The 15,057-nt window shown below is 57.3% G+C and carries 17 protein-coding genes; 2 read left to right on the forward strand and 15 right to left on the reverse strand.

What is annotated here, in order from left to right; all coding sequences use genetic code 11:
* Positions 1 to 39: 39 nt before the first annotated feature.
* From dut to ABHR63_RS02610, 3 genes are read right to left on the reverse strand one after another with little or no spacing between them, the layout of a single operon-like run.
* Positions 40 to 483 carry a dUTP diphosphatase gene (gene dut / locus ABHR63_RS02600; RefSeq protein WP_138112619.1) on the reverse strand — a complete coding sequence of 148 codons (444 nt, stop codon included), beginning with the start codon at positions 481 to 483 and terminating at the stop codon, positions 40 to 42.
* 4 nt (positions 484 to 487) lie between these two features.
* Positions 488 to 931 (reverse strand): transcriptional regulator NrdR, encoded by a 444-nt coding sequence (nrdR, locus tag ABHR63_RS02605; RefSeq protein WP_022093781.1) that lies wholly within the window; start codon positions 929 to 931, stop codon positions 488 to 490.
* A 51-nt stretch (positions 932 to 982) separates the two neighbouring features.
* A complete protein-coding gene (locus tag ABHR63_RS02610) occupies positions 983 to 1,432 on the reverse strand; it encodes a LysM peptidoglycan-binding domain-containing protein (RefSeq protein WP_346965321.1) in 450 nt (149 codons plus the stop codon).
* 163 nt (positions 1,433 to 1,595) lie between these two features.
* Between ABHR63_RS02610 and lexA the strand changes: the two genes are divergently transcribed.
* Both lexA and ABHR63_RS02620 read left to right on the forward strand, forming a co-directional pair.
* Positions 1,596 to 2,240 carry a transcriptional repressor LexA gene (gene lexA, locus ABHR63_RS02615; protein WP_138374200.1) on the forward strand — a complete coding sequence of 215 codons (645 nt, stop codon included), beginning with the start codon at positions 1,596 to 1,598 and terminating at the stop codon, positions 2,238 to 2,240.
* 103 nt (positions 2,241 to 2,343) lie between these two features.
* Positions 2,344 to 2,943: a heparan-alpha-glucosaminide N-acetyltransferase gene (locus ABHR63_RS02620; RefSeq protein ID WP_346965322.1), complete on the forward strand. Its 600-nt coding sequence runs from the start codon at positions 2,344 to 2,346 to the stop codon at positions 2,941 to 2,943.
* On the opposite strand, the gene hflX is transcribed toward ABHR63_RS02620, so the two are convergent.
* From hflX to ABHR63_RS02680, 12 genes are all read right to left on the reverse strand, one after another.
* Positions 2,928 to 4,217 carry a GTPase HflX gene (gene hflX / locus ABHR63_RS02625; RefSeq protein WP_138374198.1) on the reverse strand — a complete coding sequence of 430 codons (1,290 nt, stop codon included), beginning with the start codon at positions 4,215 to 4,217 and terminating at the stop codon, positions 2,928 to 2,930. The genes ABHR63_RS02620 and hflX overlap by 16 nt on opposite strands.
* Positions 4,217 to 5,155, reverse strand: a complete 939-nt coding sequence (gene miaA / locus ABHR63_RS02630) for a tRNA (adenosine(37)-N6)-dimethylallyltransferase MiaA (RefSeq protein WP_138374197.1) — start codon at positions 5,153 to 5,155, stop codon at positions 4,217 to 4,219. The genes hflX and miaA overlap by 1 nt, the downstream gene beginning before the upstream one ends.
* Entirely contained in the window at positions 5,155 to 6,525 is a 1,371-nt protein-coding gene (gene miaB, locus ABHR63_RS02635; RefSeq protein WP_238023075.1) for a tRNA (N6-isopentenyl adenosine(37)-C2)-methylthiotransferase MiaB, read from the reverse strand. Before miaB ends, miaA begins: the two co-directional genes overlap by 1 nt.
* Positions 6,526 to 6,576: 51 nt before the next feature.
* Entirely contained in the window at positions 6,577 to 6,894 is a 318-nt protein-coding gene (locus tag ABHR63_RS02640; RefSeq protein ID WP_006235982.1) for a stage V sporulation protein S, read from the reverse strand.
* Between the two features lie 74 nt (positions 6,895 to 6,968).
* Positions 6,969 to 8,054 carry an ATP-binding protein gene (locus ABHR63_RS02645; protein ID WP_006235981.1) on the reverse strand — a complete coding sequence of 362 codons (1,086 nt, stop codon included), beginning with the start codon at positions 8,052 to 8,054 and terminating at the stop codon, positions 6,969 to 6,971.
* A 1-nt stretch (position 8,055) separates the two neighbouring features.
* Positions 8,056 to 9,606, reverse strand: a complete 1,551-nt coding sequence (rny, locus tag ABHR63_RS02650; protein ID WP_346965323.1) for a ribonuclease Y — start codon at positions 9,604 to 9,606, stop codon at positions 8,056 to 8,058.
* A gap of 257 nt (positions 9,607 to 9,863) precedes the next feature.
* Complete coding sequence (locus ABHR63_RS02655) at positions 9,864 to 10,556, reverse strand: regulatory protein RecX (RefSeq protein WP_346965324.1); 693 nt, start codon at positions 10,554 to 10,556, stop codon at positions 9,864 to 9,866.
* 11 nt (positions 10,557 to 10,567) lie between these two features.
* Complete coding sequence (gene recA, locus ABHR63_RS02660) at positions 10,568 to 11,716, reverse strand: recombinase RecA (protein ID WP_022094695.1); 1,149 nt, start codon at positions 11,714 to 11,716, stop codon at positions 10,568 to 10,570.
* A 257-nt stretch (positions 11,717 to 11,973) separates the two neighbouring features.
* Entirely contained in the window at positions 11,974 to 12,504 is a 531-nt protein-coding gene (locus tag ABHR63_RS02665; protein WP_346965325.1) for a CinA family protein, read from the reverse strand.
* 12 nt (positions 12,505 to 12,516) lie between these two features.
* Positions 12,517 to 13,065, reverse strand: a complete 549-nt coding sequence (gene pgsA / locus ABHR63_RS02670; RefSeq protein WP_430392752.1) for a CDP-diacylglycerol--glycerol-3-phosphate 3-phosphatidyltransferase — start codon at positions 13,063 to 13,065, stop codon at positions 12,517 to 12,519.
* A 99-nt stretch (positions 13,066 to 13,164) separates the two neighbouring features.
* The gene (gene rimO / locus ABHR63_RS02675) at positions 13,165 to 14,514 is read right to left on the reverse strand and encodes a 30S ribosomal protein S12 methylthiotransferase RimO (RefSeq protein WP_022094698.1); all 1,350 of its coding nucleotides are present in this window, start codon (positions 14,512 to 14,514) and stop codon (positions 13,165 to 13,167) included.
* 27 nt (positions 14,515 to 14,541) lie between these two features.
* Positions 14,542 to 15,039 (reverse strand): YajQ family cyclic di-GMP-binding protein, encoded by a 498-nt coding sequence (locus tag ABHR63_RS02680; RefSeq protein ID WP_161160281.1) that lies wholly within the window; start codon positions 15,037 to 15,039, stop codon positions 14,542 to 14,544.
* Between the last annotated feature and the right edge of the window lie 18 nt (positions 15,040 to 15,057).

A 15,057-nucleotide genomic window follows, 5' to 3' on the forward strand; every position in this document is an offset into this window, starting at 1 on the left:
GATATAGGTAAGCCCCGGGCGGGAGGGATACGAGCGCCCCTAGGCGACGCCGCTGGAGCCGAAGCCTCCGTTGCCTCGGTCGGTTTCGTCTAGTTCTTCTACTTCTATGAGGTTGACCGTGGGGACTTCTTGGATGACGAGTTGGGCTATGCGGTCGCCTTTGTTGATTTGGATGTTGTTGGAGGGATCCAGGTTGATGAGGATAACCTTGAGTTCTCCTCGGTAGTGGGCGTCGATGAGGCCCGGCGTATTGACTATAGACAGGCCCTGCTTGATGGCCAAACCGCTTCGGGGCTGGACGAAGCCGGCGTAGCCATCGGGCAGGGCGATGGCCAGCCCAGTAGAGACCAGACGGCGTTCGAAGGGCTTCAGAATGCAGTCCTCGTTGGAGCGCAAATCCAAGCCGGCATCGGTGGGATGGGCGTATTTGGGAAGCTCGACGGTGGGGTCGAGACGCTTTATGTTGACGGTAATGTTGGACATGGAATCACCTTAGCTTGTCGAGCTCTTGCAGAAACTCATCGACGTCTTTGAAATCGCGGTAGACCGAGGCAAAGCGGATGTACGCCACCTTGTCGATCTTGGCCAAGCGCTTGAGTACCATGTCACCCAACTCATGGGACGTAACGGCCGTCAGCGTGCGAGAGCGCAGCTCGACCTCGATGTCATCGATAATCTCATTGAGCTTCTTAGTGTCGATATCGCGCTTGATAGTGGCGCGCATCAAGCCGACGAGCAGCTTATTGCGATCGAACCGCTGCTTGGTTCCGTCCGACTTAATGACCTCGATTGGGTCTTCGCATCGTTCGAACGTTGTAAAGCGATAGTTACACGAGCAACATTCGCGGCGACGCTTAATGGTGTTATTTGACTCCTGCATACGGGAATCAACGACGCGGGTATGTGCCTTGCCGCATTTGGGACAGCGCATGGTACCTCCTCTTAAACGATAACAAGGGTACCATGCGCAGCGCGATAATGATTACGAACGAGCAGGAACCTTAAGATGCGCACCGGCGGCGAGCGAACCATGCTCCAGATGATTGACGTTACGGATCATGTCGGAAGTCTCTTGCGTGGAAAGGCCTTCGATTGGATATTCCTCGGCAAGCGACCAAAGAGAATCACCAGACTGAACGCGAATGGTCTCATAGGTAACGTTGGAAACGGACTCGGCATACGCGGCGTGACGAGCGCTAAAGACCGACGTAGCGAGGACAAAGAAGAGCGTAAGCGCAACGGCAACGGCGACAATCGTCGGAACCTTCAGGGCAACGCGGCCCGGCGCGGCTACAGCCTGCTGATTGCGAGCAGGCTTTACGGTCAAAGGCTGAAAGCCGGAGCGGCCACCCTGAACAACCGTAAAAGTGTATTCTGCAGACGTCTCGAGCTTAAGGGCGAGGTTTCCCTGGACCATATTCGTTGCGTTCATCATGTTCTCCTCTCGCGTGTTTTGCTGAGAACAGTTTTATCAAGCCGCGCGGACAAAAATGTCTAGCGCGAGAACGAATGTTCGGTTATTATTATCTTCGAACAGTTGTTCCTGTCAAGCAAAATTCGAACATTTGTTTGACATGGGTAGAGAGGATGCCCTGATGGCTCGCAAAATTACCAAGCGTCAGCAGCAAATTTACGACTTCATCAAGGAATATCAGCAGGAGAAGGGTTATCCGCCCAGCGTGCGCGAGATGGCTTCTGCCGTGGGCCTTTCCTCCCCCAGCACCGTGCACGCCCATCTATCTGCCCTGGAGGCGCGCGGGCTACTCAAGCGCGATGCCACCAAACCGCGCGCTCTGGAACTCTTTAACGAGGACGGTTCCTCTGTCTCAATTTCTAAATCTGACGAGACCACCGCACCTCGCGGAACGGTCTCACTACCGCTCGTTGGTCGCGTCGCGGCTGGGATTCCCATTCTGGCCGAGCAGAATATCGAAGACACATTTACTATCCCGACCGAAATCGCCACTGATCAGGGTTCCTTTATCCTTGAGGTGCATGGGAGCTCAATGATCAATGTCGGTATCTTCAATGGCGATTACATCATCGTCCGTGAACAAAAGAGTGCCATGAACGGCGAAATTGTTGTGGCTATGATTGATGGTTCAGCGACCGTCAAGACGTTCTACAAGGAGCAGGGACGCGTACGCCTGCAGCCTGAGAATGACACCATGGAGCCTATCTATGCAACGAATCCCGTTATCTTGGGCAAAGTCGTCGGCTTGATGCGCCGGTTCTCGTAATGCAAAAACGCATCACCATCTTTGATACCGTCCGCGGGTTTACGATGATTTCAATGGCAGGTTTCACGCTTGCTACGATCTCGCCTACCTGTACGGTTGGGATATGCCCTGGTTTACACAGACCGTCTTTCAAGACATCTGGCGTGCCTGCATCAGCTGGGTATTCTTGTTTATCGCGGGTTGGATGTGCACGCTCTCACGCAACAATATCAAACGTGCCGCCAAATACGCCTTAGCAGCACTCGTCGTCTGGTTGGCAACAACACTTGTCTCAGTAGACGATTCGGTTAATTTTGGCATCATCTACTGCATGGCCGCATGTACCGGCATCGTGGCGTTGACCGATCCCGTCCTTAAGAAGATATCGGCGAGATGGGGCATGTCCCTATGCCTTGTGTTGTTCGCCCTCACCTGGAGTATCCCCAAAACGATCTATCCTGTCCCCTACCTGGCGTGGCTGGGATTTCCGAGCCCTGGGTTTGTTTCAGGTGATTACTACCCCATCATCCCGTTTTTCTTTATGTATCTTGCAGGATACTTCGCCGCACACATAGCGCAGGGAATCGATAAGACCGTCCCAAGCTGGGCCTACGCCAATCCCATCCCGGCGCTCGCCAGCCTTGGACGTCACGCACTCCCCTTTTATCTACTGCATCAGCCCACTATTCTGGGCTTTTTGGAGCTCGTCTACTCGGTGCGATAACGCTTGAGCCGCGGCGCGATACGAGCCGGCAGCTTCGCAACAATACGAACGCCGCCCTCAAGATATTCCTCGTGCAAAAGGGTTCCCTGTTCATGCACCAGCGTGATGAGGGCGCCCTCGCGATACGGGATATCAGCGGAGAGCAACACATCGGTGGCAGCCGCCTCACGAGCAATACGGTCGACGAGATCGTCGAGTCCCTCGCCCGTCTGGGCCGAGAACAGCACGGCCTCGGGATAGCGACGACGGAAACTCAATCGATCAACGCTATCGAGAAGATCGATTTTATTGAACACCGTAAGCGTCAAACGCTCGCCGGCACCGATCTCGTCAAGAACGCGATCGACTGCCTCGAGCTGGCGCTCGTAGTCCTCGTCAGAGGCATCCACAACTTTAAGGATCAGATCGGCACCAAGAACCTCAGACAGCGTGGACTTAAAGGCATCAACGAGACCATGCGGTAGCTTTTGAATAAAGCCAACGGTATCGGTAATCGTCATGCCGCGACCGCCGGGCAGGCGATACGAACGCGTCGTCGGGTCGAGCGTAGCAAACAGCTTGTCCTGCGAAAGTACCGTAGAGCCGGTCAGGCGATTAAGCAACGTCGATTTACCGGCATTGGTATAACCGGCTAACGCGACGCGAAACGCCGGTGACTCAATGCGGCTCTTGGACTGGACATCGCGACGCTGTTCAACCTGCTTGAGCTCACGACGAAGCGCAGCGATCTTATTACGAATGAGGCGACGGTCGACCTCGAGCTGACTTTCGCCCTGACCAAAGCGTGAACCGATGCCGCCGCGCGTCTGCTCCTTGGCAAGATGGCTCCACATTCCGCGCAGACGAGGCAACAGATATTGAAGCTGCGCCAGCTGTACCTGTAGGCGTCCCTCACGCGTCTGAGCATGCAGGCCAAAGATATCCAGGATCAGTGCTGTACGATCGATAATCTTTACCGGCTCGCCCACGGCTTTCTCCAAATAGGATTGCTGCGAGGGCGATAAATCGTCGTCGAAGATAACAACATCGACATCCATACGATGCACGAGCCCGCAAAGCTCCTCAACCTTACCGGAACCGATAAACGATTTTGGATACGGCTTAACCAGACGCTGTGACAAACGCGCCACGCACTGGGCGCCAGCCGTATGGGCCAGGCGCTCAAGCTCGTCAAGCGAACGATCGAGCGGCCATGCATTGTCGCGCCACTCAACACCAACTAAAATGGCACGCTCGGGCTCGGGTGCCGTGGGAACAAGGGGGAAACGGGCCATTAGGCAGCCTCAATACGATGCAGGATGTCCTCAACGACCTCATCGATCGTAAACTCGTCCATATCAAACCACACGATACGGTCATCGCGCTTAAACCACGAAAGCTGACGTTTGGCATAGCGACGCGAACGCATCTTGATGAGTTCGCGAGCCTCATCCATAGAAATCACGCCATTGAAAGCATCAATGATCTCTTTATAGCCAATTGCCTGCATCGAAGTCAGGGCATCTCCCAGCCCCTGGTCCATAAGACCGCGAACCTCATCAACAAGACCCTGTTCAAACATCAGATCGACACGCAGGTTAATGCGCTCGTAGAGCACCTCGCGATTACGCGTCAGACCAAACCATAGAGCATGATAATGCTCGCGCGGAACACTAAACTGACTTTTTTGCTGTGCATAGGAGATACCATCATCATGCATCTCGAGCGCACGAATCACACGGCGCACGTTATGGGGATGAATAACAGCAGCCGATTCTGGGTCGCGCTCGGCAAGCAGGGCATGCAGTTCTTCCTCGCCAATACGCTCGGCAAGCTCCTGATAGCCCACACGGCGATCGTCCTCAAGTTCACCCGAGGGAAAGTCCATCTCATCGAGGGCGGCCTTGAGATATAGCCCCGTACCTCCGCAAAAAACCGGCAGACAACCCGAACCAATGAGACGTTCAACATGCGCGCGAGCGTCAGCCTGATAAAGCGCAGCAGAATATGCCACACCCGGCTCTACAATGTCGACGAGACGCAGCGGCGCCGTACACTCATCGGGCGTCATCTTTGCGGTACCGATGTCCATGCCGCGATAGATTTGCATCGCATCGCACGACAGCACTTCGGACGAAAGACGAGCGGCCAAACGGTCGGCAACATCACTCTTACCAACCGCCGTCGGACCGACGATCGCAACGGCGGAAAGACCTGCCCCGGAAGAAACCATTAGCGCGGCTCGCCCACAACGGAGCCGGACAAATACCAGGTCTTGGCAACGTCAACGTCAACATCAACGATCTTGCCAACAAGCTGATCGATGCTGTAACCCTCGGGGATAGGCGCATGCACGGTCTGATTCTTGGGACTCTTGCCCAGCAGGACCGCGTCGTTCTTTTTACTCGTTCCCTCAATGAGCGCCGGAACCACAGTATGAAGTTCACCCTGGTTATACTCATGTGCCGTGGTCTCGATAACCTTAACCAGGCGGTTGAAACGCCCGAGAATAACCTCATGCGGCGTAGGATCGTCAATCTCTGCGGCCGGGGTACCGGCGCGCTTGGAATAGATGAAGGTATAGGCCTGGGCATAGCGGACCGTCTCGGCAAGTGAAAGCGTCTGCTCAAAGTCTTCTTCAGTCTCGCCCGGGAAGCCAACGATAATGTCAGTCGAGAGCGCGATATCGGGCATGCGGTTGCGAATGCGATCGACCAGGCCCAGATAGTCCTCGCGTGTATAACGGCGATTCATCTCTTTGAGGATCCGCGTCGAACCTGACTGGACGGCCAGGTGCAGCTGCGGCATAACAGCAGGCGTCTCGGCCATGGCGTCGATGGTCTCGGGCAGCAGATCCTTGGGATGCGAAGACGTAAAGAAGATGCGCTCCACACCCGTATCGCCCACGGCACGCAGCAAATCGGCAAAACGCGGCTTGCCAAACAGATCGCGACCATATGAGTTAACGTTTTGGCCCAGCAGCGTAATCTCACGCACGCCCTGGCGCACCAAACCGGTCACCTCGTCGACAATCTCCTCGAAGGAGCGGCTCTTTTCGCGACCGCGCACGTACGGAACGATGCAATAGGTACAGAAATTATTGCAGCCCGTCATGATGGGCACCCAAGCGTGATACTGGGTCTCGCGATGCCACGGCATGCTCATGGCATCCGTATCCTCATGCTCATTGGTGCGGATATGACGCTTGCCATCAAGGAACGCCTCGGCAATGAGCTCTGCCACATGTGCGATGGAATGCGTACCAAAGATGACATTGACGTTATCGACGTTGGTGAGCAGGCCCTCGCCATCGCGCTGCGCGATGCAACCACCAACGGCAACCACACGCTTGCCCGAAGGCGAAGGCGGCAGGCTTTTACAGGAATTGCACTGGCCGTACAGGCGAGTATCGGCGGCCTCGCGCACGCAGCATGTCATGAAGACAACAATATCGGCATGCTCGGGATCGAGCGCCATGAGGCAACCATACGAATCGAGCAGACCGCTCACGCGCTCGGAGTCGTGCTGATTCATCTGGCAGCCAAAGGTGCGGATAAAGTAGGTTTTACCGGCAAGAATATCGCGTACGGAACGCTGGTCCATGTGCATAAGTCCTAACGATGGAGAGGGGGGGCGAATCGAGGCAAGCAGAAGCTATGCCACAGGCTTAACATCATCCATGACGACGTTATCCATAGCAGCTCGATTGATCTGGTGAACGTAAATAGAAAGACGGATGGCCGTGCGCGACTCCCCGTTAATGAGGATGTCGGAGAACACGGGCGCGCAGGAAATATCAAACCCGGTTGGAATCAAAAAACCGCGCGCAATAGCCACGGCCTTTATGGCCTGGTTGACCGCACCGGCGCCGACACACTGAATGTTGACGGGCACACCATCCTTGACCATGCCGGCGATGGCGCCGGCAACGGACGCGGGCGATGATTTGCTTGATACCTTCAGGCAATCCATGAAGAAACTCCTGCGTTTAAAAGTACGTTTTAACTGCAATAACTGTATCGTACCGAGTGGACTCGGTAAAGGCACTATTCCTCTTTGGCAAGATCGAAGGTCACAGTGATTCGATCACGCGAAACACGAATCTTTGGGTCACCGCAAAGGTTGAGATAGTACCGGGCGGCAAGGTCATTAAAGTCACGCTCCACAGCACGCGAAAACTGTGCCATGTCATCCTTGGCAATACGTAGCCCGCGACGATCCTTTGCAAGATCGACAGGAGCCGGCGCATGCGAGGACGAATCACGCTCGCGCAGCAGACGCGCGGTCACACCGCGAACGGGTTTAATCTGCCCTGCCAAAATGCGATGGGCCGTGCGCTCGGACATCTCAAGACCCAAACCCGAACAGATACGGATAAAGTCCTCGGCATCAGAGGCAAGGCCTAAACGATCGACAACCGGAAGCTCGCTCTCGTCATCAATGAACAGGAGACGCGACGTATCGAGCCGACTTGACGCCTGAGCATAAAGGGTCGCGGCAATCTCAGACGGAGAACCAAGATAGACATCGCAACCACGCAACTCCTCGAGCGCAAACTCACAGGCAGCGCGAATAATATTATGCGGGCCGCGAGCACAGACATAACGTCCGTCCTCATCCTTGACGGCCTGGGGCCAGCTGGACTGATCGGCACGCTCGCTGAGGCGGTCGGCTGCAACGCTCACCTTAAAGGCTGAACCAAGATCGACGCCGGACGTGACCACACGGGCCTCGTCGGTGTTCTGCTTGATCGAAAACAATGCCATGCCACGACCGTGAACGCCCCAACGGTCCATCTTCATGCTCTCGAGCTTGGAGGTAACGCGAGCATCGAAGATTCGCTCTTGCATATCCTGCGGAACGCCCGAACCGTTATCCAGAAAGACAAGCGTGCGGACGCCATCTTCCTTGGTCGTGGCGAGATAGACCTTGTCGGCACCAGCATCGCGAGCATTACGGAGCATTTCGATGACGATATCCTCGACATGCTGAATGTCGTGCTTTGCCTGGCGCCGCTCGGCCTCCGAAACGCGGAGGCGGACATACCCCTCGCCAAGGTTCTCCTCGACGCGAAGGTTGCCCTCCCCCGACATCGACGCGATAAATGAGATGAGCTCGTTCGCGTCGCTCATGTTATTTAGCGATATCGACAGCGCGGCTCTCGCGAATCACGACGACGCGCACCTGACCGGGATACTCCATCTCTTCCTCGATCTGATGGGCGATATCGTGAGCCAGGACCGTGGACTGGGCATCGGAGATCTTGTCCGGCTGAACCATGACGTGTACCTCGCGACCAGCCTGCATGGCATAGGTACGCTCGACGCCTTCATGGGAGTTGGCGATCTCCTCGAGCTTCTCGAGACGCTTGATGTAGTTCTCGGCAGACTCGCGACGGGCACCGGGGCGAGAGGCAGAGACAGCATCGGCGGCCTGCACCAGGACATCGAGCACCGTGTTGGGGTCGACATCGGCATGGTGAGCCTCGATAGCGTGGACGATAACGGGCTTCTCGCCATAACGGCGGGCAAGCTCAGCGCCGATGACGGCATGCGACCCCTCGACGTCATGGTCGATTGCCTTGCCCAGGTCGTGCAGCAGGCCGGCGCGCTTGGCGGTCACGACGTCCAGGCCAAGCTCGGAAGCCATCACGCCGCACAGGTCAGAGACTTCGAGGGAGTGCTGAAGCACGTTCTGACCAAACGAGGTACGGTAGCGCAGGGCACCAAGGGTCTTGACGATCTCGGGGTGCAGGTCGTGAATGCCGGTATCGAATGCAGCTTGCTCGCCAGCCTCGCGCACGCGCTGCTGAACCAGGTCGGCAGCCTTGTGATACATCTCCTCGATGCGGGCGGGGTGAATGCGGCCGTCGGCGATGAGGTTCTCGAGGGCGACACGGGCGGTCTCACGACGGACCGGATCGAAGCTCGAAAGAACGACGGTCTCGGGCGTGTCGTCGATCACGAGGTTGACGCCGGAAACCTGCTCGAAGGTCCGGATGTTGCGACCCTCGCGACCGATGATACGGCCCTTGAGGTCATCAGAGGGAATGTGCACGGAGGTAACGGTGACCTCGGCAGTGTGGTCGGCAGCGCAGCGCTGAATCGCCAGGGAAAGAATCTCCTGGGCGGTCTTGTGGCACTCGGCGCGAACCTGCTGCTCGGACTCGCGAATAATCGTGGCGGCCTCGTGGGTGACCTCGCCGCGAACCTTATCGAGGAGCTCCTTGTGGGCATCCTCGCGGGTAAGGTCGGCGATACGCTCGAGCTCGGAGGTCTGCTTTGCGCAGAGTTCCTCGAGCTCACGGGAGCGCTTCTCGACCTGACCGGCCTGACTGGACAGCTGATGCTCGCGCTTGTCGAGAGCGTCGTTGCGGCGATCGAGGGATTCCTCGCGCTGCATCACGCGGTTCTCGAGCGTACGAATCTCGCTCTTACGCTGCTTGTCCTCGGCCTCGGCGGCCTGCTTGTTCTTGATGATCTCCTCTTTAGCCTCGAGCAGAGCCTCTTTTTTGAGGGTCTCGGCCTGACGCTTTGCATCACCGATCAGGGACTCAGCCTGTGCGTGTGCCGACTGGATCTTTTCGTCGGCCTCGTGAAGACTACCCTGCTTGGCGGTGCGCATGTAGGCAATGGCGGCGATGGCACCCAAAACGATGCCAACGAGCGCTGCAATGATAGGCATGCTCACTCCTTTTTATGGATTCGTTACACAACAAAGCGAACCGTCCTTATGAACGGCTCGCGACATTTGAGTAATATGGGCGCAGCTTATGCGGGTCGGATACAGATAAACATATAAACAAACTCATCACAGATGAGCACATATCACAAAGCAAATGACAGTGTTTATCGTACGTTGAACCACAACAACTGTCAAATAAATGGCCCCAGTACGGCGGCTAAAACGCGGTGAACGGCGGGGCCACAAAACGCATACGCCTAAAGCGCACATCCCTCGCATTCGGCATCGAGACGTGCCTTAACGGCATCGGCGGCGATGTGATACGAGAAGCCCTTGCCCATCAAAAACCGAACCAGTTTTTCGAATCCGCACGTCTCTGGAACACGCCGCTTGGCGAGCAGGGCTGACGCACGCGCCAAATCGTCTTCGACGGCAAAATAATCCTCGGGATAACCGGGAATGTCATCGAGCACGACATGACGGCGCTTAAGTTCGGTCTCGATTTTGCGCTGACCCCAACCGCGCCGCTTGCGTTCCTCGATAAAGTACGAGCAAAAGCGGTTCTCGTCTAAAAAGTGATACTCGGTGGCGCGCTCGACGGCGAAATCGATCGCGGGCTGGCGGAAGCCGTAGCAAACCAGCTTGTCACGGACCTCACCCGTCGCATGGTCACGGCGTGATAACATCTCGGTCACCATGGTAAGTGCACATTTACGCTCGATGAGCTGCACAGCCTCACGAAAGTTATCCCAATCACAGGGAAAATCGGGGCGGTTTTTGAGATACAGCCGCGCAACCCGCACGGGAATCCAAATGGACCGTTCAAAACCGCCCTCAAGCTCACAATCGATATGCGCGCAGGGCTTTTTAGACGCATACCCGCTCGAGAACGAGGAGGCCGCCTTCTTATCGGGAAAGACGACCGTAGCCTCGGTCACCGTATACGACATGAGCGTAACCGCTACTCGTCGTCATCATCGAGCATGGCGGAACCATCGATGGCGTAAAGCTCGTCAAACTCCTCAGGCGCAGGCTGATCGGTCAGCTCGACCTCGGACGGAGCATCGTCATCAAACTCAAGCCCGCAGGCAAGGCGGACCTTATGCTCAATCTCGTCAGCGCAATCGGGGTGTTCGCGCAGGAACGCCTTGGCGGCCTCGCGACCGTTGCCGAGCTTGTCCTCGCCATAGGCAAACCAGGAGCCCATCTTCTTGCAGATGCCGCACTCGACAGCCATGTCCAAGATCGAGCCCTCCTTAGAGATGCCCGTACCATACATGATGTCGAACTCAGCAGAACGGAACGGAGCCGCCACCTTGTTCTTAACGACCTTGGCGCGCACGCGGTTACCGATAACCTCGTCCTTAAGCTTAATGCTGTCGATACGGCGAATGTCGATACGCACCGAAGAGAAGAACTTAAGGGCGCGGCCGCCCGTCGTAGTCTCGGGGTTGCCGAACATGACGCCGATCTTCTCACGCAGCTGGTTAATGAAGATGCACGTCGTGTTGGACTTAGACAGCGAGCCGGCGAGCTTGCGGAGCGCCTGGCTCATCAGGCGAGCCTGAAGACCGACCGTAGTGTCGCCGATCTCTCCCTCGATCTCGGCACGCGGGGTCAGCGCGGCGACGGAGTCGACGACGATGGCATCGATGGCGCCGGAACGCACGAGCATGTCAACAATCTCAAGCGCCTGCTCGCCCGTATCGGGCTGGGAAATGAGCACCTCGTCGATATCCACGCCGATGCGCGCGGCATACGTGGGATCAAGCGCGTGCTCGGCATCGATAAATGCCACAACGCCACCCATAGCCTGGGCCTCTGCCAAAATCTCGAGCGAAAGCGTCGTCTTACCGGAGGACTCAGGACCGTAAATCTCGACGATACGGCCGCGCGGCACACCGCCGATACCCAGAGCGGCATCGAGTGCCAGAGCGCCCGTAGGGATGGCCTCGACCTCGAGCTCGGGACCACCGTCGCCGTACCTCATGATGGAACCCTGGCCGAATTTCTTCTCGATCTCGGCCTTGGTGGTGGCGATCATCTCATCGCGCTCTTTACCCGTCGTGCGAGCATGAACGGTACGTACGGGACCTGAATTCTTGGCCATGAATAGCCCTCCTCTTAACAACCTGCATCGATAATAAACGAACGGCTGTTCGTGGTCAACCGTTCAGGCCAATCATATGCAGGCGGTCTTTCCAAAACCCAACCAAACGCCGACCAAACACTGACCAAATGCTTGACCACAAAGGACCAAATATGAACAAGGCAGGCAAAAATACATCTACAACCAGCACAAACGCCAAATGAGCCTAAGGTCCCTATCTCCACAATTAAGGGGCTCGGAGGCCCCTTAAAACACGTCTATTCCATAGAGTTGAGCACAAGGGCAATGCGACCCAATGCCTCCGTGACCGCATGGGCACGAACACACGAACGGTCGCCCTCATAGTGGCAGCGCACAGAGTCCACGACCGGCACGCCCCCATCGGCGGAACGATGCGCCCAGCCAATATAGAAAGTGCCCGCCGGATCGTCCTCAGTACCACCGCCGGGGCCGGCATAACCCGTTGCGCTCACTGCAATATCGCTCTGGTACAGCTCCAGCGAACCCGACGCCATCTCGCGCGCAGTCTGATGCGACACCGCAGTGTAACGGTCGAGCGTCTCCTGCTCAACACCCAGCACGCGATGCTTAATCTCATCGCAGTAGGTCACCGCACCGCCACGCAGCACCGCCGAGGCACCAGGGATATCGGCGATCGTCGAGGCGATCATGCCAGCTGTCAGAGATTCAGCCGTCGAAACCGTCACACCACGAAAGCTTGCACGCTCGACAATATCGCGTGCGAGCTCTTCGTTATGCGCGGCAATCTGCTCAAATGATTCCGTCATGCCTACCAGGACCTAGACGGAAAAGACTATCTTGCGGCAGTTCCAGAAGTACTGGGCGCCCGAGATAACGGTCAGGACAACGGCAACGGCGTACAGGAAGCGCGACACCGAGTAGATGCCGAGCGTCAGCGCCACCGGGCCAAGGTGCAAGCCGGCCATAGCAAAAACGCACAGGTAACCGCAAATGGAGACCATCGTGGTTGCCGTCTTGTACTTGCCGAGCTTATCGGCCGCAACGACCACACCGGCCGCACTCGCGACCATGCGAAGGGCACTCACCAGAAGCTCACGGAACAGGATAATGAACACGGACCACACGGTCACCGCGCCAAAATCCAAGAACAGCAGCAGGGCCGAGAACACGAGCAGCTTATCGGCGATGGGGTCCAAGAACTTACCGAAGTCGGTGATCTCGTTGCGCGAACGCGCCAGATAACCGTCGACCTTATCGGTGCACGACAGAATCACATACAGAATGAAGGCAGCGGCGGCGAGCGGGCCGTCGAAGGCACTCCAATCCGTACCGGCAACACTCGTGTGAGAAAGCGCCGACACGATCATGAACACCGGGATAAAGACGATGCGAACGCACGTCACGATGTTGGCGGGCGTCCAGACACTCGTCAGTTCCTTATTGCTCTCGTTAGCCACGACGCTCTCCTACTCCACAACATGACCGATAAGCTCATAGCAGAAGCTATCGGTAAACTCGACGGTCAGAATATCGCCCACGGACGCCTCGCTGGCGTCCAGATGCACCGCGCCATCGGAATCGGGCGCCTGGAACCAGGCATGGCCGATCAGCTCGGCGCCATCCTCGGTCTCTTCGATACCGTCGACGATCACCTGGGCGCGCTCGCCCACATGGGCGGCAGTGGCGGCAAAACCGAGCGACTCGGCCAGGTCCATGGCCTCCTGGGCGCGCTCGAGCTTGACCTCTTCGTCGACCTGACCCTCCATCTTAGCGGCCAGGCTGCCCTCCTCCTGCGAGTAGGCAAAGACGCTCGTGTAGTCAAAGCCGACGGTGTCCATAAAGTCGATAAGGTCGCGGAACTCGTCGTCGGTCTCGGTCGGGAAGCCGACCATGGCCGTGGAACGGATCACGATGCCGGGGATACGCTCACGCAGATCGCGGAACAGGTCCTCGAGCTCCTGGCGTGAACCGGAGCGACGCATGGCCTTGAGAATGCGCGCGTCGCAGTGCTGCACGGGGATATCGATATAGGGCAGCACCTCGGGCGTATCGCGAATCGTCTCGATGAGTTCGTCAGTCATGCCCTCGGGCTGCAGATAGAGCACGCGGACCCAGACGTTGTGCGGGCGCACGGCCTCGGCGACGGCACGCAGCAGCTGCGCCAGATTGCGCGGCGAGCCATCGGCGACGTCCTCGTCGGCAAAGTCGGTACCCCAGATGCCCGTGTCCTGGCCGATCAGCACGATCTCGCGCACACCGCCGGCAACCAGGTCGCGCACCTCGGAGATGATGCTCTCGGCATTGCGCGAATGATAGCGGCCGCGGATGTAGGGAATCATGCAGAAGCTGCAGAAGCGGTTGCAGCCATCGGAAATCTTGACGTAGGCGACAGCACCCTCGACGGTACGTTTGACCTGCGGGATATAGGCTGCAATCTCGCGCTCGACACCCAGCACGCCATCGATGACCGCCACGATGCCGTCCTCCTCGTCGGCCTTCACAAAGGCAGCGACCTCGGGCAGCTCGTCAGGTAGGTCATCGCCATAGCGCGACGGCACGCAGCCGCACATGACGATGGGGCAAGAACGAACGCCGTCCTGAACCTCGTTGGCGAGTTCGAGCGTGGTCTCGATGCTCTCGGACGTTGCGGAGGCGAGGAACGAGCAAGTATTGACGATGGCAATATCGGCATCCTGCGGGTCGAATGCCTCCTCGTAGCCCGCGGCGGTCAAAAGAGAACGCATGCGGTCAGTGTCAACCTCGTTCTTAGCGCACCCGAGGGTGATGTAGAGCACGGAGCCCAACGGTGTATCCATGTTGGAGAGCGGTCCTTTCGATTGATATTAGCGGTAGTTGGTGAACTGCAGCGGCTGGCCGTAGTCCTGGTCGCGCAGGAACTGGATCACGGACTGCAACGCGTCCTTCGAAGCAGAGGAAACACGCAGTTTGTCGGCCTCGATGGTCACCTTGACCTTGAGCTTTTGGTCCTTGATGTCCTTGTTGATCTTCTTGGCGGTCGCTTGGTCGATACCCTCGACGATATGGCCGAGCACGCGCACGGTGCCGCCCGATGCCGCCTGCGGAGCATCCCACGAGACGGCCTTGAGGTCGATGCCGCGCTTGATGAGCTTGGAGCTCAGCACGTCGACAATCTGCTTGGAGACAAAGTCGGCCGGGGCGTTGATCGTAAAGAGCTTGTCGCCCTTCGAAAGCTCGATCGTGGCGCCGGAATCCTTAAGGTCATAGCGCTGGGAAATCTCGCGCGTGGTCTGCTGAAAGGCGTTATCGACCTCTTGCATGTTGACCTCGGACACGACGTCGAAGCTGGAATCTTTAGCCATGATGTTTCCTTTCGCGTA

Origin of the sequence: Collinsella aerofaciens, from assembly GCF_039752775.1 — a bacterium.
Taxonomy (GTDB): domain Bacteria; phylum Actinomycetota; class Coriobacteriia; order Coriobacteriales; family Coriobacteriaceae; genus Collinsella; species Collinsella aerofaciens_R.

What these genes read in the sequence shown, in the direction of transcription:
- dut (WP_138112619.1), bottom strand. Translation starts at nt 483, where the DNA reads ATGTCCAACATTACCGTCAACATAAAGCGTCTCGACCCCACCGTCGAG.
- nrdR (WP_022093781.1), bottom strand. Translation starts at nt 931, where the DNA reads ATGCGCTGTCCCAAATGCGGCAAGGCACATACCCGCGTCGTTGATTCC.
- ABHR63_RS02610 (WP_346965321.1), bottom strand. Translation starts at nt 1,432, where the DNA reads ATGAACGCAACGAATATGGTCCAGGGAAACCTCGCCCTTAAGCTCGAG.
- lexA (WP_138374200.1), top strand. Translation starts at nt 1,596, where the DNA reads ATGGCTCGCAAAATTACCAAGCGTCAGCAGCAAATTTACGACTTCATC.
- ABHR63_RS02620 (WP_346965322.1), top strand. Translation starts at nt 2,344, where the DNA reads ATGCCCTGGTTTACACAGACCGTCTTTCAAGACATCTGGCGTGCCTGC.
- hflX (WP_138374198.1), bottom strand. Translation starts at nt 4,217, where the DNA reads ATGGCCCGTTTCCCCCTTGTTCCCACGGCACCCGAGCCCGAGCGTGCC.
- miaA (WP_138374197.1), bottom strand. Translation starts at nt 5,155, where the DNA reads ATGGTTTCTTCCGGGGCAGGTCTTTCCGCCGTTGCGATCGTCGGTCCG.
- miaB (WP_238023075.1), bottom strand. Translation starts at nt 6,525, where the DNA reads ATGGACCAGCGTTCCGTACGCGATATTCTTGCCGGTAAAACCTACTTT.
- ABHR63_RS02640 (WP_006235982.1), bottom strand. Translation starts at nt 6,894, where the DNA reads ATGGATTGCCTGAAGGTATCAAGCAAATCATCGCCCGCGTCCGTTGCC.
- ABHR63_RS02645 (WP_006235981.1), bottom strand. Translation starts at nt 8,054, where the DNA reads ATGAGCGACGCGAACGAGCTCATCTCATTTATCGCGTCGATGTCGGGG.
- rny (WP_346965323.1), bottom strand. Translation starts at nt 9,606, where the DNA reads ATGCCTATCATTGCAGCGCTCGTTGGCATCGTTTTGGGTGCCATCGCC.
- ABHR63_RS02655 (WP_346965324.1), bottom strand. Translation starts at nt 10,556, where the DNA reads ATGTCGTATACGGTGACCGAGGCTACGGTCGTCTTTCCCGATAAGAAG.
- recA (WP_022094695.1), bottom strand. Translation starts at nt 11,716, where the DNA reads ATGGCCAAGAATTCAGGTCCCGTACGTACCGTTCATGCTCGCACGACG.
- ABHR63_RS02665 (WP_346965325.1), bottom strand. Translation starts at nt 12,504, where the DNA reads ATGACGGAATCATTTGAGCAGATTGCCGCGCATAACGAAGAGCTCGCA.
- pgsA (WP_430392752.1), bottom strand. Translation starts at nt 13,065, where the DNA reads ATGATCGTGTCGGCGCTTTCTCACACGAGTGTTGCCGGTACGGATTGG.
- rimO (WP_022094698.1), bottom strand. Translation starts at nt 14,514, where the DNA reads ATGGATACACCGTTGGGCTCCGTGCTCTACATCACCCTCGGGTGCGCT.
- ABHR63_RS02680 (WP_161160281.1), bottom strand. Translation starts at nt 15,039, where the DNA reads ATGGCTAAAGATTCCAGCTTCGACGTCGTGTCCGAGGTCAACATGCAA.